General features: G+C 64.4%; 22 protein-coding genes and 1 pseudogene. 13 read left to right on the top strand and 10 right to left on the bottom strand.

The annotated features are described in order from the left end of the window. The first annotated feature begins 3 nt into the window (after positions 1–3). A complete protein-coding gene (locus ABIB80_RS17780) occupies positions 4–216 on the top strand; it encodes a KTSC domain-containing protein (protein ID WP_354128094.1) in 213 nt (70 codons plus the stop codon). 12 nt (positions 217–228) lie between these two features. Here ABIB80_RS17780 and ABIB80_RS17775 read toward each other — a convergent pair whose 3' ends face one another. Further along, positions 229–1,023 carry an EF-hand domain-containing protein gene (locus tag ABIB80_RS17775; protein WP_354128093.1) on the bottom strand — a complete coding sequence of 265 codons (795 nt, stop codon included), beginning with the start codon at positions 1,021–1,023 and terminating at the stop codon, positions 229–231. A 254-nt stretch (positions 1,024–1,277) separates the two neighbouring features. Here ABIB80_RS17775 and rpe point away from each other — a divergent pair, with 254 nt between their 5' ends. The 4 genes from rpe to ABIB80_RS17755 all read left to right on the top strand — a co-directional run bounded on the left by rpe (position 1,278) and on the right by ABIB80_RS17755 (position 2,664). Continuing rightward, positions 1,278–1,979, top strand: coding sequence for a ribulose-phosphate 3-epimerase (gene rpe, locus ABIB80_RS17770; protein ID WP_354128092.1), 702 nt, complete (start codon positions 1,278–1,280; stop codon positions 1,977–1,979). Positions 1,980–2,129: 150 nt separating this feature from the next. Then, positions 2,130–2,270 carry a hypothetical protein gene (locus tag ABIB80_RS17765; RefSeq protein WP_354128091.1) on the top strand — a complete coding sequence of 47 codons (141 nt, stop codon included), beginning with the start codon at positions 2,130–2,132 and terminating at the stop codon, positions 2,268–2,270. A gap of 4 nt (positions 2,271–2,274) precedes the next feature. After that, on the top strand, positions 2,275–2,451 hold the full coding sequence (locus tag ABIB80_RS17760) for a hypothetical protein (protein ID WP_219684962.1): 177 nt from the start codon (positions 2,275–2,277) through the stop codon (positions 2,449–2,451). 21 nt (positions 2,452–2,472) lie between these two features. Further along, positions 2,473–2,664 carry a hypothetical protein gene (locus tag ABIB80_RS17755; protein ID WP_007602380.1) on the top strand — a complete coding sequence of 64 codons (192 nt, stop codon included), beginning with the start codon at positions 2,473–2,475 and terminating at the stop codon, positions 2,662–2,664. A 24-nt stretch (positions 2,665–2,688) separates the two neighbouring features. Here the strand turns inward: ABIB80_RS17755 and ABIB80_RS17750 are convergent, their stop codons facing one another. The 5 genes from ABIB80_RS17750 to ABIB80_RS17730 all read right to left on the bottom strand — a co-directional run bounded on the left by ABIB80_RS17750 (position 2,689) and on the right by ABIB80_RS17730 (position 7,046). Then, positions 2,689–4,113: a bifunctional serine/threonine-protein kinase/universal stress protein gene (locus ABIB80_RS17750; protein ID WP_219684963.1), complete on the bottom strand. Its 1,425-nt coding sequence runs from the start codon at positions 4,111–4,113 to the stop codon at positions 2,689–2,691. 6 nt (positions 4,114–4,119) lie between these two features. Further along, a complete protein-coding gene (locus ABIB80_RS17745; protein ID WP_354128090.1) occupies positions 4,120–4,860 on the bottom strand; it encodes a metallophosphoesterase family protein in 741 nt (246 codons plus the stop codon). 116 nt (positions 4,861–4,976) lie between these two features. Then, the gene (locus ABIB80_RS17740; RefSeq protein WP_354128089.1) at positions 4,977–5,582 is read right to left on the bottom strand and encodes a hypothetical protein; all 606 of its coding nucleotides are present in this window, start codon (positions 5,580–5,582) and stop codon (positions 4,977–4,979) included. Further along, positions 5,575–6,261, bottom strand: a complete 687-nt coding sequence (locus ABIB80_RS17735; protein ID WP_354128088.1) for a DUF2135 domain-containing protein — start codon at positions 6,259–6,261, stop codon at positions 5,575–5,577. The genes ABIB80_RS17740 and ABIB80_RS17735 overlap by 8 nt, the downstream gene beginning before the upstream one ends. Next, positions 6,258–7,046 (bottom strand): MotA/TolQ/ExbB proton channel family protein, encoded by a 789-nt coding sequence (locus ABIB80_RS17730; protein WP_007602359.1) that lies wholly within the window; start codon positions 7,044–7,046, stop codon positions 6,258–6,260. The genes ABIB80_RS17735 and ABIB80_RS17730 overlap by 4 nt, the downstream gene beginning before the upstream one ends. 179 nt (positions 7,047–7,225) lie before the next feature. Between ABIB80_RS17730 and ABIB80_RS17725 the strand changes: the two genes are divergently transcribed. The 6 genes and pseudogenes from ABIB80_RS17725 to ABIB80_RS17700 all read left to right on the top strand — a co-directional run bounded on the left by ABIB80_RS17725 (position 7,226) and on the right by ABIB80_RS17700 (position 12,511). Continuing rightward, the gene (locus ABIB80_RS17725; protein ID WP_354128087.1) at positions 7,226–8,596 is read left to right on the top strand and encodes a sensor histidine kinase; all 1,371 of its coding nucleotides are present in this window, start codon (positions 7,226–7,228) and stop codon (positions 8,594–8,596) included. Between the two features lie 7 nt (positions 8,597–8,603). Then, on the top strand, positions 8,604–9,254 hold the full coding sequence (locus ABIB80_RS17720) for a response regulator (protein WP_007602355.1): 651 nt from the start codon (positions 8,604–8,606) through the stop codon (positions 9,252–9,254). A 239-nt stretch (positions 9,255–9,493) separates the two neighbouring features. Then, a complete protein-coding gene (locus tag ABIB80_RS17715) occupies positions 9,494–10,531 on the top strand; it encodes an MBL fold metallo-hydrolase (protein ID WP_007602353.1) in 1,038 nt (345 codons plus the stop codon). A gap of 102 nt (positions 10,532–10,633) precedes the next feature. Further along, entirely contained in the window at positions 10,634–10,930 is a 297-nt protein-coding gene (locus ABIB80_RS17710; RefSeq protein ID WP_007602351.1) for a hypothetical protein, read from the top strand. An 86-nt stretch (positions 10,931–11,016) separates the two neighbouring features. Further along, a pseudogene (locus tag ABIB80_RS17705) lies at positions 11,017–11,133 on the top strand (DNA-binding response regulator); the annotation flags it as partial. Between the two features lie 181 nt (positions 11,134–11,314). After that, the gene (locus tag ABIB80_RS17700; RefSeq protein ID WP_219684968.1) at positions 11,315–12,511 is read left to right on the top strand and encodes a calcium-binding protein; all 1,197 of its coding nucleotides are present in this window, start codon (positions 11,315–11,317) and stop codon (positions 12,509–12,511) included. A gap of 132 nt (positions 12,512–12,643) precedes the next feature. Here ABIB80_RS17700 and ABIB80_RS17695 read toward each other — a convergent pair whose 3' ends face one another. Further along, positions 12,644–13,231 carry a TetR/AcrR family transcriptional regulator gene (locus ABIB80_RS17695; protein ID WP_007602348.1) on the bottom strand — a complete coding sequence of 196 codons (588 nt, stop codon included), beginning with the start codon at positions 13,229–13,231 and terminating at the stop codon, positions 12,644–12,646. Between the two features lie 578 nt (positions 13,232–13,809). Here ABIB80_RS17695 and purB point away from each other — a divergent pair. Further along, complete coding sequence (purB, locus tag ABIB80_RS17690) at positions 13,810–15,117, top strand: adenylosuccinate lyase (RefSeq protein ID WP_007602341.1); 1,308 nt, start codon at positions 13,810–13,812, stop codon at positions 15,115–15,117. A gap of 107 nt (positions 15,118–15,224) precedes the next feature. After that, positions 15,225–16,397: a M20 aminoacylase family protein gene (locus ABIB80_RS17685; protein WP_354128086.1), complete on the top strand. Its 1,173-nt coding sequence runs from the start codon at positions 15,225–15,227 to the stop codon at positions 16,395–16,397. A gap of 154 nt (positions 16,398–16,551) precedes the next feature. Here ABIB80_RS17685 and ABIB80_RS17680 read toward each other — a convergent pair whose 3' ends face one another. From ABIB80_RS17680 to ABIB80_RS17670, 3 genes are all read right to left on the bottom strand, one after another. Further along, positions 16,552–18,387 (bottom strand): caspase family protein, encoded by a 1,836-nt coding sequence (locus ABIB80_RS17680; RefSeq protein ID WP_354128117.1) that lies wholly within the window; start codon positions 18,385–18,387, stop codon positions 16,552–16,554. 25 nt (positions 18,388–18,412) lie between these two features. Then, positions 18,413–20,236: a caspase family protein gene (locus tag ABIB80_RS17675; RefSeq protein ID WP_376707535.1), complete on the bottom strand. Its 1,824-nt coding sequence runs from the start codon at positions 20,234–20,236 to the stop codon at positions 18,413–18,415. Positions 20,237–20,429: 193 nt separating this feature from the next. Next, entirely contained in the window at positions 20,430–22,334 is a 1,905-nt protein-coding gene (locus tag ABIB80_RS17670; protein ID WP_354128085.1) for an acyl-CoA synthetase, read from the bottom strand. Between the last annotated feature and the right edge of the window lie 183 nt (positions 22,335–22,517).

Genomic DNA, 22,517 nt, shown 5'->3' with positions numbered 1-22,517 from the left:
GCCATGCCGTCTTCCGTGATCCGCTTTTTCCGCTATGCCCCCGATAGGCGTGAGCTGACCGTGACTTTCGTCAGCGGACGCCTCTATGTCTACGCGGACGTTCCGCCCGAGGTCGCCGCCGCGTTCAAGGATGTGCGTTCGAAGGGTACGTTCTTCAATCAAGAGATCCGCGATCGGTATGTCTACCGTGACATCACTCACGAATATGCGGGCTAGCCGTGAGCAGGGTTACACGCTCATCGACATCGATGAACCTGCAGTCGCTGAGGCGCCTTGTCCCTGCCCGCCCTGCCGCTGCATCAACTGCGCGAACAGATCGTACGCCGAATTACGAGAGCTGGAGGCGCCCGGGACCGTCGTCGACATCTTGAAGCCGTCGGCGTAGGTGACGGTGGTGGTGGTCGATCCGTCGGCGCCGGTCGTCGAGGTCGAGGTCGAGCCGCCCTTGGCCTGCGAGGAGGAATCCGAGCCGCTGCCGGACGCATCGCCCGCACCTTGCGCGTGATGGTGGCCGCGATGGCCGCTCTTCAGCGCCTTCGACATCTCATCGAGGCTGACGCTGCCGTCCGTGTTCGAATCCAGCTTCGAGAAAACGTCGTCGGCCTGCGCGAGGTTGGTGCCGCCGGCACCGAGCGCATTCTCGAATTCCGATTTGGTGATCTTGCCGTCGCCGTCCCCATCGATCTGCGAGAACAGATCCTTCAGGGCGGCGTCGCGGCGCGTCGAGGACGAGGACGTCGAACTCGACGAGGTCGAGCTGGCGGCGCTGCCGGTGCTGTCCGAGGATTGGCTCTGCGCGGCGAACAGCGCGTTCATCGTCTCCGGCGAGATCTGCGGGGTTTTGCCCGCATTGACCGATGAGGTCGCGCCGGTCGTGCTGTTGCTGCCGCTGTCGATCGCGAACGGATTGGTCGCAGGCTTTTGCGAGGACCCCGTCTTCTGCGTCGACGTGGACGATTTCGAATTTGTCAGCGACTGGATCGCGTCGAGCGCGCTCGATACGGCCCCAAGAGCGAACAACATTGCACAACTCCAACCGATGCGGCATGCCGCGGCCAATGTTCTGTTCAGGTGAAGTCAGCAAGCGCCGTGCCAGCGCAAAAAGCTCAATGAAATCCGCTTTCACCGCACTTTGCACGGCCGGGAACACCGGCAATTCATGCCGGGCGCGGCAGAAATTTCCGCCCACAGGAAGCACGCCGCCCCTGCATTGCCCGGCTGAGAGGCCCATGTTAGGCGAGTCCATCTTTCTTTCACGGCCGCCACGGGAAACCGCCATGACCCAAGCCTTCGCTCCCCGCCCCCTGGCAATCGCGCCCTCGATCCTGGCTTCGGATTTCTCCAGGCTCGGCGAGGAGGTGCGCGCCGTGGACGCCGCCGGAGCCGACTGGATCCATCTCGACGTCATGGACGGGCACTTCGTTCCCAACATCTCGTATGGCCCCGACGTCATCAAGGCGATGCGTCCGCACACCAAGAAGATCTTCGACGCGCATCTGATGATCTCGCCCTGCGACCCCTATCTCGAGGCCTTCGCGAAAGCCGGCTGCGACCACATCACCGTGCATGCCGAGGCCGGTCCTCATCTGCACCGCTCGCTTCAGGCGATCCGCGCACTCGGCAAGAAGGCCGGCGTTTCGCTCAATCCGGGCACGCCGATCAGCGCGCTCGAATACGTCCTGGACCTGGTCGACCTCGTGCTGGTGATGTCGGTCAATCCCGGCTTCGGCGGCCAGGCCTTCATCCCCTCCGCGATCGGCAAGATCCGCGACATCCGCGCAATGACAGCGGGCCGCCCGATCGACATCGAGGTCGATGGCGGCGTCGGCGCCGACGTCGCAGGTCCCCTGGCCGCGGCCGGGGCCAACGCCTTCGTCGCCGGCACGTCCGTGTTCAGGGGCGGCACGCAGGACGCCTACAAGACCAACATCGCCGCAATCCGCAACGCCGCCGCGGGTGCACGCGGCGAGGCGATCTGAGGGCCCGCTCAGCTCCGCAGACGTGCGGCTTCTACGGGTGCTGCGGCGCGCAATGCCTAAATTTGCAACCTTGATCCGTACTCCTCCGGGCTTCCCTGATTCGCGCAAATCACCGCTAGTGATTCTTGCCTGTTTTCGCGGGAGCACATCATGACGACGACCCTGGTTTGGACTGGCGTGGCGTTGTGGCTTGGTTTTTGTGCGTTTGTTGTGTTTGGTCCATCGGCCGGACCGGTGAAGGTCTCGGTACGCTCGACCCGCATCGCCCGTCGCGACTGGTATCGGGCCTGACCCCATGCAGATCGCGCTCGTGAAGCGTCAGCCGAAGCGTCGGTGCCGCATCCCGCGGCGCCCACATCCCGACCTCGATTTCTTCTTCGGTCGGCTCGAACGCACCGAAGGCGAGATGCGCGACGACACCGGGCCCGAGACGGGCCTGGATCACCCGCTCCGGTCACCGCGCCGGCAATGAATTCTTTTCTGGACCAAGCTCATGAAGCCGCATTGCCCGAACTGCCTGAAGGAAATGACCAAGGCATCCGCGTCGCGTAATCTGTTCAACTGCGAGCCCTGCCGCGAGATCATCCAGTTCTTCGGCGGCAGCGCGGATCACGGCGAGCCCGGCCCGCAATTCTCCTGGCCGATCCGTCGTAAGCGCTCCGTCCACACCGCTCACGCGGCCTGAACCTCCACGATCCAGAGCGCTGCCCTATCCGACCTCCTCGCCCGCATCCGCAGCCATTCGCGGCGGCCGGACCACGGTGACGGTGCAGGCCGCTTCCGAGGCCACCTTGGCCGAGACGCTGCCGAGCAGCGTGCGCCGGAACGAGCCCTGCCGCGCGCCGATGATGACGTGGTCGACGTGGTTGACCTCGCAAAACTCCAGGATGGCCGCCGCGGGATCGACGGCTTCCAGCACGTGAGCCGACAGCCGGCTCTCATCGAGCTTGAGCGGAGTGGCCCAGTGCCTGAGCGCCACCAACCGGTCGATATGCTTGTTGGAGCCCTGCTCATCCAGCGTCCTGTCAATCGCGATGCGGTTGAGCTTCAGCACGTTGAGACATGCGAGCCGCGCCGACGGCAGCGTGGCGAGAATGCGTTCCGTCGTCATGCGCAGAGCCTCGTTCAACTCCGGCTCGCCTTCCGCCGTATCGAGCGCGACCGCAACGATCGGGCTCGATGCGATTTGGGCTGCGACATCCGATTTCGCGCGGGGCGCCATGACACCCTGGTTGAACCGGCGGCGCCATGCGACGCTGAGCGGATCGCGCTTCATTCGCTCCGAGCGCATCGTGAGCCTGATTTGGTCCGGATGGGTCAGATCGAAGGCGAGTTGCGACGCCGTCGGATAGCGCCGCACCGGCTCGATCTCGAGGCATCGCAGCGCCACCTCCTGGAGCCAGGGCGGATAGTCGGCGCGCAAGCCGCGCGGCGGGTGCGGATCGCGCCACAGCCGGCGCCGCATCGCACGCAGCGTCTCGCCCTCGCCGAACGGCCGCTCGCCGGTCGTGAAGAAATAGAGCAGCACGCCAAGCGAGAACAGATCGCTGCGCGGATCGTCGCGCACCCCCGACAGCCGTTCCGGCGCCATATAGGGCGCGGTGCCGTAAGGAAGGCGGAATTCCTCCTGCAACAGGTCCGGCAGATGGTTGTGATGCGACAGGCCATAGTCGATCAGCACCGCCTCGCCGCTCTCGCGGAACATGATGCTGCTCGGCTTGATGTCGTGATGGATCACGTTCTGCCGGTGCAAATCCGCGAGCCCCGTCGCGATCCTGGCGACGAGCTGCCGCGCCTCGTCATACGGCAGCGGCAGGTCGGGCAACCGCTTGTAAAGCGTGGTCCCGGAGATGCGCTCGATCACGACATAGGCCTGGTGGGCGAAATCGCCGGTGCCGAAACATGAGGGCACGTGCGGCCCGGCCAGCCGCGGCAGGATCATCATCTCCATCTCGAAGGAGACGATCGCGGCAGGGTCCTCGCCCTCCGACACCCGCGGAATTTTCATCAGCAGCGGCACGTCGAGGCCGGGACGGGTGACGGTCCACAGCGTCGCCATTCCGCCGGCATGGACGCATTCGCCGATCGTGTAGCCGTCGATCGCTGCGCCTGATTTGACGAGGGGTTTCGGCATCGGCCTCTAGCGCCCCTGCGACAGCCGGTCGGCGAGCCAATGCGGCAGGCCGTTCTCACGGATCCGGTTCGCGGCCGTCTCGACGTCGTAGGGCGCGCGGCAATAGGTGATCTGGCACGAGACCGTGTCGAACAGCGCGAAAGCCGCGGATGGATCGCTATCGCGCGGCTGGCCGACCGAGCCGAGCACAGCAAGCCATTGCCGCCCGCGCAGCAGCGGTACGGAGACGTCGGTCTTGGGCACGAGTCCCGACATCTTCGCCGTCACCGACATCGAATAGATCGCCGGGCGGTGGATGTGGCCGCAGAACGTGACATGAGCTGGCGTCGCGATCAGGCTTTTGGCGGCGTCGGCGGTCGATCGGACATAGTGCCAGCTTCGGGGGCTGGAGGCTTCCGAATGCACGAACAGGCGATCGCCGTCCTCCACCAGCATCGGCAATTCCGCCAGGAACCGCCGCTGCGCGGTGTCGAGCCGGCCGCGGGTCCATTCGATCGCGATTTGCGCCTCAGCATTCATGGTCTCGGCCGAGGAATTCACCGCCTGGTCATGATTGCCGCGCACGGCGACGGCGCCCTGGGCGACCAGCTCCATCGCGGTATCCACCACCCATTCCGGATCGGCGCCATAGCCGACGAAGTCGCCAAGCAGGATGAAGCGCTCGGCGCCACGCGCCCGCGCGACTTTCAGGCACGCCTCGAACGCCTGCCGGTTGCCGTGGATATCCGAGAAGACAGCGAGAAGCACGCACCCTCCACCCTCGAACCTTATTGGGAGCCGATAAGGCCAAATTGAGGGAGGTCAAGAACATGCGCCAGCGGCGCGCGGTTTGCCAGCACTGCCCTGTTGCGATGGTGAAGAGCCTATTGCTCGTCCTTCGGCGGCATCCGGGGCGGCGGCAGCGGCGTGAACACGGCGCCCTGCGCGCCGGCGGGTGGGGCCAGGAATTCGCCGGTCGAGGAATCGCCTCCGCTCGTCTCCATGATGGTCTTGGGCGTCACATATTCCCTGACCATGTCGATGAGGCTGCCATCGCCGCCGCCGAAATCCGCGGCCCGGCCGCCTTGCGGATGTCCCAGCGCGATCTCGTTCTCCGCCGCGTGGGTCTTGTCGGCCAGCCTGTCATTGTAGGGCACACGAAAGGCGCGCGGGATGCCGCTCGGCCGATTGTCCTCGTCGAGCTGCTCGACCCAGAGATAGATCGAGCCGGGATCGCCCTCCAGCGAATGCGGCTCGACGATGCGGGCCTTCAGCAGCTTGAAGGAGGCCGGCAGCCGGTCGGCGCTGGCCCAGCCGAGCAGCCCGCGCATTTCCGTGAAGCTGACGACATAGAAGGCGCTGGTCACGACCACCGCGACGGCCTTGACCGACCAGTGCAGCCGCGCATAGACGAGCACGACCAGCAGCAGCGCGCCGATGACGGCGTAGGCTATCGATAGCGTGAGGATGACCGTCTGCAAGCTAGTCACGGCGCACTCTCACAGCGTTCTTGCTCACACCGGTGTTCGGGTCGAGATCGGCGCCGTTGCGCCAGCCGCTGCGGAACGTCTCCAGCAGCGATTTCGGCCGCTGGTCCACATTGACGACCTTGCCTTCGGCATCGAGCCGGAACCGCACCGCGGTCTTCTCGTCGCCGGTGTGATCGACCGTGAACTTGTTATCGAAGATCACCTGCGCCGTCGGATTGAGTTTTTGCACCTTCACATTGGCCGTCACGGGCTCGCCGGTGGTGGCCACGAAATGTGAGACATTGACGGTGTATTCGCCGGCGACGATGCCGCGCACCGTGACGATCTCCTCGCGGATCGGCGAAGCAATCTTCTTGCCGTTGACCATGATGAAGTCGTTGGCTCCGCCGCGGTCGTCGCGGTCGAGCGTGAGGAAGCCGGCCTCGCGGTGGCGATACCAGGCGATGTTGCCGGCGGGATCCTGCACGAACAGGTCGAGATCGTCGGGGTGGCTGTCCGGCCAGTCCAGCGTGATCATGAACTCGGCCTTGGAATCGATCTTGCCGTCCTTGGCGTCCGGCGAGACCGCGAGCAGCGCGAGGAAGAACAGGAAAGCGATCACCTGGAGCGCCTTGAACAGCATCACGCCCAAGGGATCGAACGGCTCCTCGCGCGGATAGAGACCGAAATCATCCATCATGTCGCGATTCCAGCACCCTTGATTCCAGAACCCTTGCGCTCCAGCACCGGCGTCACATAGGTCTCGGTCAGCACCACTGCATCCGAGAACACCTTCTGGGTCGCGGCATCCAGCATGTAATACTGGATGCGGACCAGGATCGAGCCGACGAGACCCGCCAGCGTCGTGTACATCGCGACCGCCATGCCGTCGCTCATCAACCCCATCGAGGATCGCATCGCGACCTTGTCAGCGGCATCCAGCCCCGCGATCGGCGCCAGCATGATGATGAAGCCGACGATGGTGCCGAGCAGGCCGAGCTTCATCAGCGTATCCGAGACGAAGGCGCCGAAGCCGTTGGAGCCGCGCAGCCGGTCGGCGAGCGTGCGCAGCAATAGCGTCTGGTCCACCGGGCGGTAATCCTGCGCCGCGGCCTTGGTCACGAGGCTCTCGATGTGGTCCCGCACCAGCCCGCGTGGCAGCGCGGCTGCGCCGCCGGCCTCGAGCGCCCTGCCGCCCTCGAGCGCCGCGAGCACCGCGCGGCAGCGCCGGGCTGCCGCGCCCTCACGGGCAATGGCCCGCGTACGCAGGAAGCAGTGACCGCAAGTGACGACATAGAGCAGCGCGATCAAGCTGGAAATGTAGGTCCGGTCCGAGGTCAGCATCAGGCGGATCAGGCCGAACCGCCACAGCAGCACGACGGCGAAGATCGAAAGCCCGGTGAAGATCATCCAGAACAGGAGCGCACTGCGCTCGGATGGGTCGGCAGCAGGCCCCGCGATCGGCCCAATTGTCATCGAACTCATGCTGCACCGCTCCTGGCCGTGAATACCGCCCATTAGATCAAAGCCGCCGCGCCCGGTCCAAAGAGCCATGCCCAATCCGGCTTGGGAAATTTGCCCGAGCTGCCATCCTGCCGATCCCCGCAATTGGCAAGGCGCGGCGGCGTTGTTAGGCTGACCTTAGCAAACTTTGGGGTGATCGCATGCGCCTTGTGCTTCAGCTTGTCGCCCGTCTGTTTCTCATCGTCGTGCTCTGCCTTGGTGCGGCGACCATCTGGGCCACGTTCGACGCCTATCGCAGCGTCGACCGGGCGACCGCGGCCTCGGCGCAGCGGGTCGCCCAGGCGCTTCAGGCCCTGTATTGGCACGAATTCTTGTTGCGTAGCAGCAGAACACGCGAGCAGCTTCTGCCGGTTCCGGAGTGGCGCACACTGGAGACGATGAAGCTGATCTCCCCTGGCGTCTGCGTCGAATTCCAACCTGCCATCGCATTCGAAAAGCCGCTCTGCGGCCAGAGTGAGGGGCTCGGCAAGGCGCCGCCGCGCTGGTTCGCGTCGATTGTGCCGACCTTCCTTGGCAGCCATGCCGAAGTGATACGGCCGGTCAGTCCCCGCGCGGCGACCGCCGGAACGGTGGTCGCGACGCCGGATGAAGCGGCCGCCATCTCGCTCGCCTGGGAGTACATCCTCAACGTGATCGACGTGGCGCTTTTGATGGCGGCGGCGATCGCGCTCCTGGCTTCGCTCGCGATTGCGCATGCGCTGGCGCCGGCGCGCACGATCGTGACCGCCTTGCAGCGCATGGCCCGCGGTCAGTATCGGACGAAACTGCCGCGCTTCCGCTCGATGGAGCTGGCGATGATCGGCAGCGCCGTCGACGAGCTCGGCGGCCGGTTGGAGGAAGCGACCGAACAGCGCGCGGCGCTGACGCGGCGCCTGATCGAGATCCGCGACGACGAACGCCGCGCGCTCGCCCGCGAGTTGCACGACGAGTTCGGACAAAATCTCTCGGCCATCCTCGCCTTCGCCAACACCATCGAGACGGCGAGCACGAAGGCAGACAAGCGCAACGACATCGTGCAGGACGCGCGGATGATCTCGCAGGCCACGCATCATCTGATGGCCTCGCTGCGCGACGCGCTGAAGCGCCTGCGCAATCCCCTGCCCGCCGAGCTTGGACTGGAGGCGAGCCTCGTGAATTTGGTGGATAGCTGGCGCTCGCAGAGCTCGGTGCGGCCGACGATTCAGCTCGATCTCAGGGGCGACCTCACCGACATCAGCGGCCCGGCCGCGACCACCGCCTATCGCGTCGCGCAGGAATGCCTGACCAACGCGCTGCGCCACGGCACGGCACGCGAGATTTCTCTGCACGTCGAGCGGCGCACGGGCGACGACGATGCATTGCTGATCCGTGTCGATGACGATGGCGGCGGCGACGCGGCACGCGTTGCGCAGTCGGTGGGCTTCGGCCTCACCGGCATCCGCGAGCGCGTCGCAGGAGCCGGCGGATCATTCTCGATCCTGCCCGCCCGAGGCGGACTCAGCATCGCCGCCACCATCCCGCTCGCCGCGTGAGGCCGGGATGAACGAGATTATGGCAACAGGCATCTCCGTGCTGTTGGTCGACGACCATCCGATCGTGCGGCAGGGCTATCGGCGCGTGCTGGAGAGCCAGGGCGATCTGCATGTCGTGGCGGAAGCCGACAACGCCGCGGATGCCTACAGCGCCTTCAAGGCGCGCGATCCCGATGTGGTCTTGCTGGATATCTCCATGCCCGGCGCGAGCGGGCTGGAAGCCATCCGCAACATCCGCGCGCGCAGCCCGCGGGCGCGGATCCTCGTTTTCACCATGCACAACGAGGCCGTGCTGGTGAAGGCAGCCTTCAGTGCCGGCGCCAGCGGCTTCGTCACCAAAAGTAGCGAGCCGTCCGCGGTCGTGTCCGCGATCCGCAGCGTGGCGCGCGGCGAACGCGCCATGAGCGACGACATCGCGCACATCCTGGCCGAGGACAGCCTGTCGGCGGGCTCTGCGCTGGATCAACTGGGAGAACGCGAGATCGAGATTCTGCGCCAATTCGCCGGCGGCGCCACGACCGAACAGATCGCAACGCATCTCAATCTCAGCGTCAAGACGGTGCAGAACTATCACTATCTGATCAAGACCAAGACCGGCGCGCGCACGGATGCGCAGCTCGTACGATTGGCGGCGAATTGCGGACTGACGAAGATCTAGAGGGTGACGGCGTGCCGTTCGCTGCGACCAGAATATCTGGTCCCGACTGGCCACCCCCAACGAAGGTCTCCAAGTCTCTCTTAGATTGTGCTACGCTCCACCACAGGCACGGCATCCAGCATCAAGCGGCCAGTGGATGTGTGTCCGGCTCCGATCTTTCGACTGGAGCCAATTTGGACGGCTCTCGAAGCCGCCCTCGTTCCCGTTGTATGTCTTGCACGACAACAGGAGACGCTTTCATGAACATCAGGGACAGTCTTCTTGCAGCACTGATCGCCTCCAGCGTTTTCGCGACCGGGCTTACGGAAAGCGCGGCAGCTGAGGCGAAAGACCAGATCACCATTCTCTATGACGCCTTCGGCACCAATGACGCGATGACAAAGGACTGGGGTTTCTCCGCCCTTGTCGAAATCGCGGGAAAACGCATCCTGTTCGATACGGGTAACGATCCCGAAATATTCGCGGCGAACGTGAAGGCCAAGGGAGTTGATCTCTCGGACCTCGACTTTGTCGTTCTTTCGCACCGCCACTCCGATCACATGGCGGGCTTGTCCTACCTCCTGAGCATCAATCCAACCGTCAAGATCTACGCGCCAAAGGAGGGATTTGGCATCTACGGCTCGTCCTTGCCGTCCAGCTTCTACCGCAAAGACGAGGCCTTGCCGCCAGAGATGCGGTACTATGCCGGCAAACCTCCCGCGACGATGAAGTTCGGCACGGCATGGGCCCACGCGAACTTCGAACTGATCGATCAGACCACCGAGATCGCTCCCGGTATCACACTTATCTCGCTGATTTCCGACGCACCGGGGACGAGAGAACTCAAGGAGCTGTCCTTGGCCGTCAACACGACCGACGGCTTGGTCCTTCTGGTCGGTTGCTCGCACCCCGGGATCGAGCGCATCGTCGAAGCGGCGACGGGTATCAATCCCAGGATTCATCTCATCGCGGGAGGATTTCATCTGGTCGTCGCACCTGACGAAGCTATCGCGAAAGTCGTTACCGCCCTGAAGGACAGATTCAAGGTCGACAGCGTAGCCCCGGGACATTGCACCGGTGAGCCGACTTTTGCCGCGCTCAAGACGGCGTTCGGCGACAACTATCTCTACGCAGGCCTCGGCACGTCGATTCCGGTTGCAACGGTTGCCGGCGTGAATGTCAGACGCGGGGAAGGTCCGACGCTTGACGACCTTGCGACCTATCGCAAACTCGCGGGGCGTGAAGACCCGTTCGGCATATTGCGGTTGCGCAGCTCGCGGTTGGCACCCGCGCTTTAGGGCGCTGGCGCGCGGCTCGCACCTTTAGATCACGTGTGGCCGGATAGAATTGGAACTGACGCCGTCGCGCCGTGGTTAGTAGCGGAGTGAGGGAGTTGCGCCATGAGTAAGGCTATCCGCGAAGCCATCCATCATCCCCCGATCATCACTGTCGGCGAGCTCATCGATGAACTCTGCCGTCTGCCAGACACAGCGACGATCCAATTCCACTGCCCCATTCTCGAACAGGAACTTGCGTTCTACCGCCTTCGAAAGCGGTCAAAGGACGTGGTCGAAATCGAAGTCAATACCTATCCGGAAAGCCCGTCGGTCGTGCCATCGGCCAACGCCGCCCTACGCGCGCGAAAAAAGACCCATCATCCGCGCTCGCTCGGCAATGGCGTTGCCCATAAGGTCTGAGATAGAACCGCGACAGGTCACGTCAGGTGTGACGGCTTCGGAACGCGTGAAGGAAGTTGGCCTACGCCTTCAGCCCGCGCAATACCAGCGTGAGCGTCAAGACGGTGCAGAACTATCACTATCTGATCAAGACGAAGACCGGCGCGCGTACGGATGCGCAGCTCGTGCGGCTCGCAGCGGCTTGCGGGCTGACGAATTTCTAGCGTCCGCCGAGTTCCGCCACCCCGCGCCGAAGTTCCTTTGGTCGCAATGAAATCCAACCCAAAGCAAATCTCCGCCATCAACTCCGAGCAGATTCGACGTCAAGCGCGGCCACAGCGCGTCTCGCAAAGAGCTCCGCTGCTTTCAGGCCCCGCGACTGAAATGAAATCGGAGTGAAGCGACATGCACCAACTGCCAAACGACACAATCGCAGTCACACTGCCGGACTTCGGGCAGTCCATGACCGTGCTCGGAGATCCCGGGTTGGCAACCGATGACTGGGGCGGAAACGATGCGCTGACGGCAGCCATATCGAGTCTCAACTCGAACGTGACGCTCGTTGGGGAAGACCTGGTGGCCATGCATGGCAATTCTCACGGAGGAAACGACAGTCTCCTGGTGAGCGTGGATGGCGGCTGGGATAGTGCCGTTGCCGTTGGCGATGCCCAATCCATGGCGGACAACAGCCAGGGCGGTAACGACACCCTCAATGTCGATGCCCACAACTCGCTCTACACCAATGTTTATCTCTATGGCGATGTCCAAGGCGACATGTCGGGCAACGCGGGAGGCGGAAATGACACACTGACGGCGTCGACCGGTTGGAGATCGTTCGGGTCGCTCAGCGGGGACGCTGGTGGTGCCATGAGCGGCAATGCGCACGGCGGAAATGATACGCTGAGCGCGACGGATTATGGGATAAATGGCGGCGGCGACGCACTCAGCGGCGATGCCATTGGCGCCATGACCGACAATGCGGTTGGCGGAAACGACATCCTGACCTTTGCGGCGAGCAGCGACGCCCAGCTCGGGGGAGGAAGCCTGTCGGGGGATTCGGGAACGTCCATGTCCGACAATGCCCAGGGCGGGAACGATATCCTCACCGCCGTCGTCGATGGCGAGCGAGCTGCTTTCAGCACGACATTGTACGGTGACGCTCCCACGATGTCGGGCAATGCTCACGGCGGGAACGACATCCTCACCGGCGGATCGAGCCCCGATCGCCTGGCGGGCGATGCGATGAGCTACGCTCCTTCCTCACCCGGCTCGATCACCGGAGGCACGGATACCCTCAACGGTGGCGCCGGCAATGATCTCCTGTGGGGCGGGCCCAACAACGACACGTTCGTCTTCAACACGGGCTCTGGCCAGGACATCATCAACGACTTCAATCAAGGCAACCAGGCTGTCGGCAGCACCACCACCGAACATGACCTGATCAACCTGCATGACTACGGCTTCGCAGACTGGGCAGCCGTCTCCAGCCTCATCGGCGACAATAGCGCCGGCGATGCCGTGATCCACCTCACCGCCAACGATACGATCACGTTGGACGGCGTGCACACGGCGGCCCTGCATCCAACGGACTTCGTCATCTGACGGCTCACAGCCAAGCAGGATGATGGGATGGTGGTCACGAGAGAATCGTCGAGGCCAAGCCCGTCATCCTGCCAAAGGCATGAGCAGGAGCGGATCAAGCGCCAAGCTGCGATACGCGTTGGCTCCGCAACCTCACGCCGCCTTCAGCCCGCGCAATACCAGCGCCAGCGTCGCATCGACACGCGCCGAAAGATCGGCGTCCTTCCACTCGTCGGCGTGGGCCGGATGGTGGAAGCGGACGGTCGCATCGAAGATGGCGCGTGCGGTGGCCTTGACGTCGCCCACCTCGAACACGCCCTGCTTCACGCCGTCGGTCAGGATCGCCGCGATCTGGTCGATCATGGTGTCCTTGTGACACTTGACGGCTGCACAGGCCTCGCGCGCCAGAGTCAGATAGGTCTCGAACATCTCGGGGTCGTCGAGCACGCGCGAACGCTTGGCGGCGAACAGGGTGCGCAGCCAGCGGTCGAGCCGCGCCGGCGCCGGGCCCTGCTCTTCGGCGAGTTGGCGTAAGGGGGCGTCGATGCGGTCCAGCCAGCGTTTGGCGACAGCCTCGCGCAGCGAGGCCTTGCTCGGGAAATGGCGGTAGACGCTGCCGTGGCTCACATCAAGCGCGCGGGCGACGTCGACCACGGTGGCCTTGGCGAGTCCGTAACGCCGCAGCACGTCCTCGGTGACTTCGAGGATCCGCTCCGGCGTCAAGATAACGGCTTCGTTCATGCCAGCACCATGTTCCCGTTGAGGGCTCAGTTACCCGGCGACGGAGCTGCTTCCGAAGCGCCCGTGCCGGTCGTTTCGGAAAGCTCTCGCCCTAATGAGGCAGTTTTGCAGCCTGCGCCGCGATTTGGCGCGCCACCAGTAAATTGAGCCAATGCCCAATCGTCCCGGTCAAATTGATGATTTCGGTCGTCATTGTCGTAAGTCTCCAATCAATTGGCGGTCCCCGTTGTTCAATTGCGGCCCTCAATCCCCCATTTGCTTGGGACGTCGGGCTCCCGGGATGCCGCCAGACGCCCAATTGGAGCGTCCGAGAACGGATATACACGTCTCGCTGACAGATTTCAATATCTGTCAGTCAATGGTTCGTGATTGACAGTTAATTTCTGCAGCTCCGGGGCGCCGGGCTGGCCCGTCGCCCGCCACGTCCGGGGCGATGAACCTCGCCCAGCCCAATCATCCCCCGCTACCTTGCCGGCGCCGTTTGTTTCGCCCTCCCCGCTCTGCTAGATCACGGCGTAAAAAACATTCTGGCCGGTGTCGCCCTTTGGGTCGCCCGCCCACCTTCCTGGAGCAGTCCAATGATCCCCCGCTATACCCGCCCGGAAATGGCCTCGATCTGGGAGCCGCAGACCCGGTTCAAGATCTGGTTCGAGATCGAGGCGCATGCGGCGGACGCCCTTGCCGAGCTCGGCACGATTCCCAAGGAGGCCGCCAAGACGGTCTGGGCCAAGGCCAAGGACGCCACTTTCGACGTCGCCCGCATCGACGAGATCGAGCGCGAGACCAAGCACGACGTCATCGCCTTCCTCACCCACCTCGCCGAGATCGTCGGCCCCGAAGCGCGCTTCGTGCATCAGGGCATGACCTCTTCCGACGTGCTCGACACCTGCCTCAACGTCCAGCTCACCCGCGCCGCCGACCTGCTGCTCGCCGACCTCGACAAGGTGCTGGCGGCGCTGAAGAAGCGCGCCCTCGAGCACAAGATGACGCCAACCATCGGCCGCAGCCACGGCATCCACGCCGAACCCGTGACCTTCGGCCTCAAGCTCGCCTATGCCTATGCGGAATTCTCGCGCGCCAGGGAGCGCCTGATCGCGGCGCGGAAGGAAGTCGCGACCTGCGCCATCTCCGGCGCGGTCGGCACTTTTGCCCAGATCGACCCGCGGGTCGAACAGCATGTTGCCAAGGCCATGGGCCTCGTACCCGAGCCGATCTCGACGCAGGTGATCCCCCGCGACCGCCACGCGATGTATTTCTCGACGCTCGGCGTGATCGCGTCCTCGGTCGAGCGTTTCGCGGTGGAGATCCGCCACATGCAACGCACCGAAGTGCTCGAAGCCGAGGAGTTCTTCTCCGAAGGGCAGAAGGGTTCGTCCGCGATGCCGCACAAGCGCAATCCGGTGCTCTCGGAAAACCTCACCGGGCTGTCGCGCATGGTGCGCGCCTATGTGACGCCGGCGCTGGAGAACGTCGTGCTCTGGCACGAGCGCGACATCTCTCACTCCTCTGCCGAGCGCATGATGGGCCCCGACGCGACCGTGACGCTCGACTTCGCGCTGGTGCGCCTCGCCGGCCTGATCGACAAGCTGCTGGTGTACCCCGCCAACATGCAGAAGAACCTCGACCGCCTCGGCGGCCTCGTGCATTCGCAGCGCGTTCTGCTGGCGCTGACGCAGAAGGGCGCAAGCCGCGAGGACGCCTACAAGCTCGTGCAGCGCAACGCCATGCCGGTCTGGCGCGGCGAAGGCGACTTCCTCCAGCTCCTGAAGAAGGACGCTGACGTGAAGAAGTATCTCACCGACGCCGAGATCGAGGAGCAGTTCGACCTCGGCTATCACTTCAAGCACGTCGACACGATCTTCAAGCGCGTGTTCGGCGAGAGCTGAGCGTCATTGGTGGCCCGGGTGAGCGCAGCGACACCCGGGACTTCTCCCACAAAGATCCCGGATTTCGCTTCGCTCATCCGGGCTACAAATCAAGGCGGACCTTCCTCATGCCCATCGTCAACCGCGTTGCCGCCCTCTCCGACGAAATGGCCGCCTGGCGCCATGACTTCCACGAGAACCCGGAACTGCAATACGACGTCCACCGCACTGCCGGCATCGTCGCCGATCGCTTGCGCGAGTTCGGTTGCGACGAGGTGGTGACGGGCATCGGGCGCACCGGCGTCGTCGGTGTGATCCGCGGCCGCAAATCCGCCTCCGGCAAGACCATTGGCCTGCGCGCCGACATGGACGCGCTGCCGATCATGGAGACGTCGGGCGTCGCCTATGCCTCCAAGGTCCCCGGCAAGATGCACGCCTGCGGTCATGACGGCCACACCGCCATGCTGCTCGGCGCCGCCAAATATCTCGCCGAGACGCGCAACTTCGACGGCACGGCCGTGGTGATCTTCCAGCCCGCGGAAGAAGGCGGCGGCGGTGGCAAGGCGATGGTCGAGGACGGGCTGATGACGCGCTGGAACATCCAGGAGGTCTATGGCATGCACAACATGCCGGGCCTGCCCGAAGGCCATTTCGCCACCACGCCCGGCGCGATGCTCGCCTCCTCCGACAACATCCAGATCACGGTCCACGGCAAGGGCGGCCACGCCGGCGCGGGTCCGCACAAGTCGATCGACAGCGTGCTGATCGGCGCGCAGATCGTCAACGCGCTGCAATCGATCGTCGCGCGCAATGTCGATCCGCTGAAATCCGCCGTCATCTCGATCACGCAATTTCACTCCGGCACGGCCTTCAACATTATTCCGGAGATCGCCGAGCTCGGCGGCACCGTGCGCACGCTCGACCCTGAGGTGCGCGATCTGGTCGAGCGCCGCATCGGCGAAGTCGCCGACAGCGTCGCCCGCGCCTATGGCGGCTCGGCCGAGACGAAGTACACGCGCATGTATCCGGTGACGATGAACCATGCGCGCGAGGCCGGCCTTGCCGCCGACGTCGCCCGCGACATCGTCGGTGCCGAGCGCGTCAACGACAAGTTCATTCCCATGATGGGCGCCGAGGATTTCTCCTTCATGCTGGAGGCGCGTCCCGGCGCGATGGTCCTGGTCGGCATGGGCGACGGCAACGAATGCCACCACCCGTCCTATGTCTTCAACGACAACATCCTCGGCCACGGCGCCTCGTTCTGGGTGCGCCTGATCGAAACAAGGATGCCGGCGGGTTAGCGCCGCATTCGCGATCCGTAGGGTAGGCAAAGCGACTTGTCCGCCGTAGCTCGAAGAGCGAAGGCGAAAGCGTGCCCACCACCCGCGACCCGCTCCGGAAATGGTGGGCACGGCGCTTCCCGTCTTTGCTACCCTCCGATTAACTTGGCAGGAATCAATTGCACGTCTCGTAGTTGCCGCCGCCGCCATTTGGGGAGCCGTTGCCCCTTCCAAAAGTAACCCCGCTCGCAAGTTTGCATCCGGGCCGCACCGGCCGACAACCGGCAGAGTTGCAGATGATCTGTCCCGACGCCTGCGGTTTTGATGGCGCAGCCTCGGTCTGCTTGCGCTCGGCATCCTGCTTCCGGGAATCCTCGCGCGTCGCGACGGGCTTCTTCTCCGGCACCTTCTCGCACTCGTTCTCGTCACCGACGTGATAGCCGGCGCGGCAGGTGATCTTCGCGCATTGATCGCCATCGGCCTTGAAGCCGAAATTGCATACCAGCGGGCAGACGCGTCCCGGCTTCGCCTTCAGCGCATCGAGCGCGTCGACGCTCGCGAACTTCGCGTCGAATTGAGTGCCGGCATATTTGTTGAACAGCGTCAGCGAGCGCTGCGTTGCGGCGTTCCAGTCGCCGTCCGGGGCGGCCGAAAGACAGCCGACGCGGCGCAGTTCACTCTGAACCGATTTCGCGAGATCGCCGGGCGGCGGGGAGCTTGGCGGCGGCGACAGCGCGGCGACCTTCTTGCTTTCGGCATCAGCCGCCTGCTTGTCCGCGGCCTGCTTCGCGGCGGCCTCGGCCGCCGCCTTGTCGAGCGCCCGCTTCTCAGCCAGCGACTTGGCCGCGGCAGCTTCCGCTGCCTTGCGATCTCGTTCGGCCGCTTCCGCCTTGGCCTGCTCGATCTGCTTGGCCTTCTCGGCCGCGATCCTCGCCTCCTCCGCGGCTTTGGCAGCAGCGGCGGCTTTCTCCAGCTCGGCCTTCTGGGCGCGTTCGGTCGCGAGCCTCGCCTTCTCCTGTTCGGCCAGACGCGCCTTCTCGGTCGCGGCCGTGCGATCCTCCTCGGCGGCAATCTTCTTCAACTGCACGCGGGCGAGGTTGGCGTAAAAGCCGTCCGGATAGGTCTGGAGGAATGCTTCCCAGGCTTCACGCAGGCCGGCCTGAAGGGCGAGCTCGTAGTCCTTGCGCACACTGTCCTGCGGATTTGCCTGCGGACCGGCTGCGGCGGCCGGCCTTGCCGGCACCAGCGGCACATCGCTGCCGCCCAGGGAGCCATAGACATACGGCTCCTGCTTGTTGCCGGTCTTCCTCAAGACATCGTCTCGGACAAACCCGAACGCCTTGCGCAGGTCGAGCCCGGGCTTCGGCAGATGATCGGTCAGCGCGACCGCGAACGGGCTGTTGCGGGAGTCGCCATCAGACGCGGTCGACCCTGCCTTGGCCGCAAACGCGATCATCGTGTTCGGACTGGTCGGCTCGACCTTGGCAAGCCCGCCACCAATCGCGCGCGAGGCCAAAGTGCGCTTCATCGTCTTGGCGAAAGGATTGTCGCGGCAGGCATCGAGGATGACGAGACGGAGTTGTTTGGCCGGCTCGACCGCGTACAGCGCGCGATCGAGTGCGATCGTCTCGTCGAGGACGTCGCCGTCAGTTTCCAGCATGGCATCGGTCGGAACGAGATAGTTGCTGCCGTCCAGCTCGATGCCGTGGCCCGCATAATAGATCACCGCCATGTCGGCATCGCGCGTCCTGGCCGCGAACTCGCGTAGCGATCGCCGCATTTCGCTGGCATTGAGGTCCAGCTTGATCTCGACCGTATCGAAACCCGCATTCCTGAGCATGCCGCCGACGAGTCCGGCGTCGTTCACCGGGTTCGCGAGCCGCGGCGCGTTCTTGTAAGCGGAATTGCCGATCACGAGCGCGACGCGCTTGTCGGCCTGAGCCGGCTCGCAAGTGCAAAGAGCCGCAAATATGAACAGGAAGAGATATCGGGCGATGTTCACGCGATTCATCCGCGGTTTTGGATCGACTGCGCGATCAGTTGCAGACCTCATAATTGCCACTTCCTACGGTGGCGTTATATCTTGAGGGCGTAGCCCCGGCCACGAGTCTGCATCCTTTCTGCACCGGACGACAGCCGGATGAACTGCAAAAAATCTGCCCACTGGCTTCGGGCTTCGAGGGCGCCGATTCCGAGGCCTTCCGGTCCGCGTCCCGCTTCCTCGAATCGTCTCGCGTCGCGACCGGCTTCTTCTCGGGCACCTTCTCGCATTCGTTGTCGTCACCGACGCGGTAGGCGGCGCGGCAGGTGATCTTGACGCATTGATCGCTGTCGGCCTTGAAGCCGAAATTGCAAACCAGGGGGCAGACCCGTCCCGGCTTCGCCTTCAGCGCATCGAGCGCGTCGACGCTTGCAAGCTTGGCGTCGAATTGGGTGCCGGCATATTTGTTGAACAGTGTCAGCGAACGCTGCGATGCGGCGCTCCAGTCGCCGTCGGCCGTGGCGGACAGGCAGCCGACACGGCGCAATTCGCTCTGCAGTGATTTTGCCAGATCAGCCGCCGACAATGTGGGTGCCGGCGCCGGCGCAAGGGCTGCAACTTTTTGCTCGACCTCAGACGTCTGCCGATCGGCAGCCGGCTTTGCTGCCTGCTCCGCCTTCTCGGCCGCGTGCCTGGCGGCAAGCTCGGCTTTGGCCTTCTCCGCCGCCTGTTTCTCGGCCTGCGCCTTTGCTGCTGCCGCCTCGGCCGCCTTGCGCTGCTGCTCCGCCGCGTCCGCCCTTGCCTGCTCGATCTGTTTCTGCCTCTCCGCCACGATCCTTGCCTCTTCGGCCGCCTTGGCCGCCGCAGCCGCCTTGTCCTGCTCGGCCTTCTGGGCGCGTTCGGCAATAAGCCTTGCCTTCTGCTGCTCGGCCGCATTCGCTTTTTGCTCGGCCGACGCGCGCGTCTCTTCAGCGGCGATCTTGTTCATCTGGCCCTTGGCCAGATTGGCATAGAAACCTTCGGGATATTGCGCCAGGAAGGCTTCCCAACCGTCGCGCGTGGCAAGCTGCAGCGCGAGCTCGTAATCCCTGCGAATAGAATCCTGCGGGTTGGCCTGCGGCCCGGTCGCGGCCGGCTTGGTCGCGACCAGCGGCACATCGTCGCCGCCGAGCGAGCCGTAAACATAGGGCTCCTGCTTGTAGCCGGTATTCTTGAGCACGTCGTCGCGCACGAAGCCGAACGCCTTGCGCAAATCGAGCCCCGGCTTCGGAAGGTGCTCGACCAAAGCGAGGGCGAACGGGCTGTTCCTGGAGTCACCATCGGACGCGGTCGAACCTGCCTTCGCGGCGAAGGCGATCATTGTGTTCGGGCTGGTCGGCTCGACCTTGGCAAGTCCGCGTCCGATCGCGCGCGAGGCAAGCGTCCGCTTCATGGTCTTGGAAAACGGATTGTCGCGGCAGGCATCCAGGATGATCAGGCGCAGCTGCTTGGCCGGCTCAACCGCGAACAGCGCGCGCTCGACCGGGATGGTTTCGTCGAGCACGTCGCCATCGGTCTCCAGCGTCGCGTCGATCGGTATGAGATAGTTGGTGCCTTCCAGCTCGATGCCATGGCCGGCGTAATAGATCACCGCCATATCGGCATCGCGGGTCCTGCCGGCGAACTCACGCAACATGCGCCGCATCTCGCTCGCACTGAGATCCAGCCTGACGTCGACGGAATCAAATCCCGCCTTCTTGAACATGCCGCCGACCAGAGTGGCATCGTTGACGGGGTTGCCGAGCTTGGGCGCGCTCTTGTAGGCGGAATTGCCGATGACAAGCGCCACCCGCCGGTCCGCATGGGCCGGTCCGCAGGCGAGGCCAATGGCCAAAATCAGCAAAGCAAAAATCCGAAACGGAATCACTTGCGTCCCCCCGGATGCAATTCCACGAGACTATTCGGAGCATCGCTCAATTGCCAATTCTTCCTATGTGATATCTGTCACATAGGGGGCTCTGTCGGGGGTATGGATAATGCGGCGAAGCGTCGCCCTGCTTTCGAGCTGACGTCAAAGCCGTCTGTTGAATCCGTCACATTTGCACCACCTCGTGGCGCATCACGAACGGTGCAAGCAGTGCGTGCACCTCGCTCGCAACCGCCTCGCGCTGATCCGCCGGCAGCCCCGCCAGCGTCACGGTGGCGATCGAACCGTGGCTGCCGTGAGCGCCGACCCTGACCTTGCAGTCGATGCCGCGCTCAGTGAGCGGTGTCAGCACCTTCGTGAACACGCGCTGGGCTGCGTCCCAGCGCAGCTGCGGCTTGAACACTTTGCCGACGCCCGTCACCGGCATCGGATCGATCGCTATGACCTGCACCGGCACGGCGGCACGCTCCGGCGTGCGCTCGCGCACCCATGTCTCCAGCTCGCCCGGTTCGACGGTCGCGCCCGGCTTCAGCTGCACATACCCCACCGGCAGTTCGCCGGCATAGGCGTCGGGCTGGCCGACCACCGCGGCAAAGCCGACGGCAGGATGGCGGAACATGATCTCCTCGATCGGCGCCGGATCGATGTTGTGGCCGCCGCGGATCACGAGATCCTTGGCGCGGCCGGTGATCCAGAGATAGCCGTCGGCATCGAGCCGGCCAAGATCGCCGGAATTGACCCAGACCTCATCGACGAAGGCACCCTTGTTGTGCTCGTTGTTGAGATAGCCGCCGAACACGCCTGGACCGGCCATGATGACGACGCCGATCTCGTCCGGCGCGCAGTCGCGGATCAGCTTGCCCTCGGCATCGAGCTGGACGATGCGGACCCGCGCGTAAGGCATGGGAAGGCCGACCGAACCGAGCCGGATCGGCCGCGACCGATAGGCCAGCGTGTGCACGCTCGAGGTCTCGGTCATGCCGTAGACCTCGACGACCGGCAGCTTGAGCTTGTCCTGGATCGCAGACCCCACCGCGACCGGGATCGCCGAGCCGCCACCAGCTGCATATTTCAGGCTGGAGATGTCGGTATTGCCAGGCGGCACCGCGAGCGTTGCGGCGAGCACCGTCGGGACGCTCGACAGCGCCTCCGGCTTGAAGCGCTCGACCAGTTGCCAGATGTTCTTGACCGCATTCGGATTGCGCCATCCGCTCGGCGACAGCACGACCAGCGAGCCGCCGGCCGACAGCGTCGTCAGCACCTGCGTCAACGAGCCCCCGACGTGAAACAGCGGCATGCCGAACAGCATGTTGGCGCCCGGCTTCGAATTCAGCAGCAGATTGAGCGCCCAGGCCTGATAGACTTGGTTGACATGCGTGTGCCGCACCAGCTTTGGCGTGCCGGTGGTGCCGCCGGTGTGGAAATAGGCGGCGATGTCGCTGCCTAAAATCTTGCGTCCGCTGACAAGGCGGTCCGAAGGCTGCTGCTTGATCAGGTCGCTGAAGGCAAAGACTCCCTTCCCCGGGTCACCGCCACCGAACACCTGTACGATCGCCTTGAGATTGAGTTGCGGCCTGATCTGCTCGACTTTCTGCCAGATGTCTGTGCCCGGCATCGGCCCGAGCGCCACCAGGACTTTTGTGTTCGCCGCTTCCAGAATCTCCGCGATCTGGTGCGGCTCCAGCAGGGGGTTGACGGGATTGGCGATGCCGGCGGCCTCCGCGCCGAACAGAGTTACGAAGGCGTCCGGCAGCAGCGGCAGCATGAAGCTGACGACGTCGCCCTTCTCCACGCCCAGCGCGTGAAACATGTTGGCGGCCTGCGTGACGCGCGCGATGAAGTCGCGGTACGTGACCACGACCGGCGTGTCGGCGGGATCGGCATTTTGCAGGAACTGGATCGCCGGCCCGTCGGGATTACGGGCCGCCCCGAGCCTGATGGCGTCGTAAGTGCTCTCGGCCGCGACGCGATCGGCGTAAGGGACCTGCTCGAAGGCCCGAACTTCGGCGTCCGTCGCCAGGTCCGGATAGTCGCTGCCGATGAGCCGATCGAGCGCGTGGATGCCCGCCATGGAATTCCGTCCTCCCTCAGATGCATGTCCCCGCGCCCTGTCTTTTGACTTTTGGGGCTGGCGGGGCCTCGACCGATTGGCCGGCCGAGCATGGGCAGAATGATGGATGATTTGGCGTTCGTCCATGATCTGACGTCCGCGACAATGGGCTCTGGCACAGGCCTTTGAACCTGCGCGCCCGAT

This window comes from Bradyrhizobium sp. i1.15.2, assembly GCF_040548425.1.
In the GTDB taxonomy this organism is placed as follows: domain Bacteria; phylum Pseudomonadota; class Alphaproteobacteria; order Rhizobiales; family Xanthobacteraceae; genus Bradyrhizobium; species Bradyrhizobium canariense.
The sequence above is the reverse complement of the archived record's forward strand: the minus strand, read 5'-3'. Positions and strand labels throughout refer to the sequence as shown.

Bases quoted from the DNA above. Each gene is read 5' to 3' on its own strand.
- ABIB80_RS17700 (WP_219684968.1), top strand. From the start codon at position 11,315: ATGCACCAACTGCCAAACGACACAATCGCAGTCACACTGCCGGACTTC.
- ABIB80_RS17710 (WP_007602351.1), top strand. From the start codon at position 10,634: ATGAGTAAGGCTATCCGCGAAGCCATCCATCATCCCCCGATCATCACT.
- ABIB80_RS17715 (WP_007602353.1), top strand. From the start codon at position 9,494: ATGAACATCAGGGACAGTCTTCTTGCAGCACTGATCGCCTCCAGCGTT.
- ABIB80_RS17680 (WP_354128117.1), bottom strand. From the start codon at position 18,387: ATGAATCGCGTGAACATCGCCCGATATCTCTTCCTGTTCATATTTGCG.
- ABIB80_RS17730 (WP_007602359.1), bottom strand. From the start codon at position 7,046: ATGAGTTCGATGACAATTGGGCCGATCGCGGGGCCTGCTGCCGACCCA.
- ABIB80_RS17765 (WP_354128091.1), top strand. From the start codon at position 2,130: ATGACGACGACCCTGGTTTGGACTGGCGTGGCGTTGTGGCTTGGTTTT.
- ABIB80_RS17720 (WP_007602355.1), top strand. From the start codon at position 8,604: ATGAACGAGATTATGGCAACAGGCATCTCCGTGCTGTTGGTCGACGAC.
- ABIB80_RS17695 (WP_007602348.1), bottom strand. From the start codon at position 13,231: ATGAACGAAGCCGTTATCTTGACGCCGGAGCGGATCCTCGAAGTCACC.
- ABIB80_RS17750 (WP_219684963.1), bottom strand. From the start codon at position 4,113: ATGCCGAAACCCCTCGTCAAATCAGGCGCAGCGATCGACGGCTACACG.
- ABIB80_RS17670 (WP_354128085.1), bottom strand. From the start codon at position 22,334: ATGGCGGGCATCCACGCGCTCGATCGGCTCATCGGCAGCGACTATCCG.
- purB (WP_007602341.1), top strand. From the start codon at position 13,810: ATGATCCCCCGCTATACCCGCCCGGAAATGGCCTCGATCTGGGAGCCG.
- ABIB80_RS17755 (WP_007602380.1), top strand. From the start codon at position 2,473: ATGAAGCCGCATTGCCCGAACTGCCTGAAGGAAATGACCAAGGCATCC.
- ABIB80_RS17775 (WP_354128093.1), bottom strand. From the start codon at position 1,023: ATGTTGTTCGCTCTTGGGGCCGTATCGAGCGCGCTCGACGCGATCCAG.
- ABIB80_RS17780 (WP_354128094.1), top strand. From the start codon at position 4: ATGCCGTCTTCCGTGATCCGCTTTTTCCGCTATGCCCCCGATAGGCGT.
- ABIB80_RS17735 (WP_354128088.1), bottom strand. From the start codon at position 6,261: ATGATGGATGATTTCGGTCTCTATCCGCGCGAGGAGCCGTTCGATCCC.
- ABIB80_RS17725 (WP_354128087.1), top strand. From the start codon at position 7,226: ATGCGCCTTGTGCTTCAGCTTGTCGCCCGTCTGTTTCTCATCGTCGTG.
- ABIB80_RS17760 (WP_219684962.1), top strand. From the start codon at position 2,275: ATGCAGATCGCGCTCGTGAAGCGTCAGCCGAAGCGTCGGTGCCGCATC.
- rpe (WP_354128092.1), top strand. From the start codon at position 1,278: ATGACCCAAGCCTTCGCTCCCCGCCCCCTGGCAATCGCGCCCTCGATC.
- ABIB80_RS17685 (WP_354128086.1), top strand. From the start codon at position 15,225: ATGCCCATCGTCAACCGCGTTGCCGCCCTCTCCGACGAAATGGCCGCC.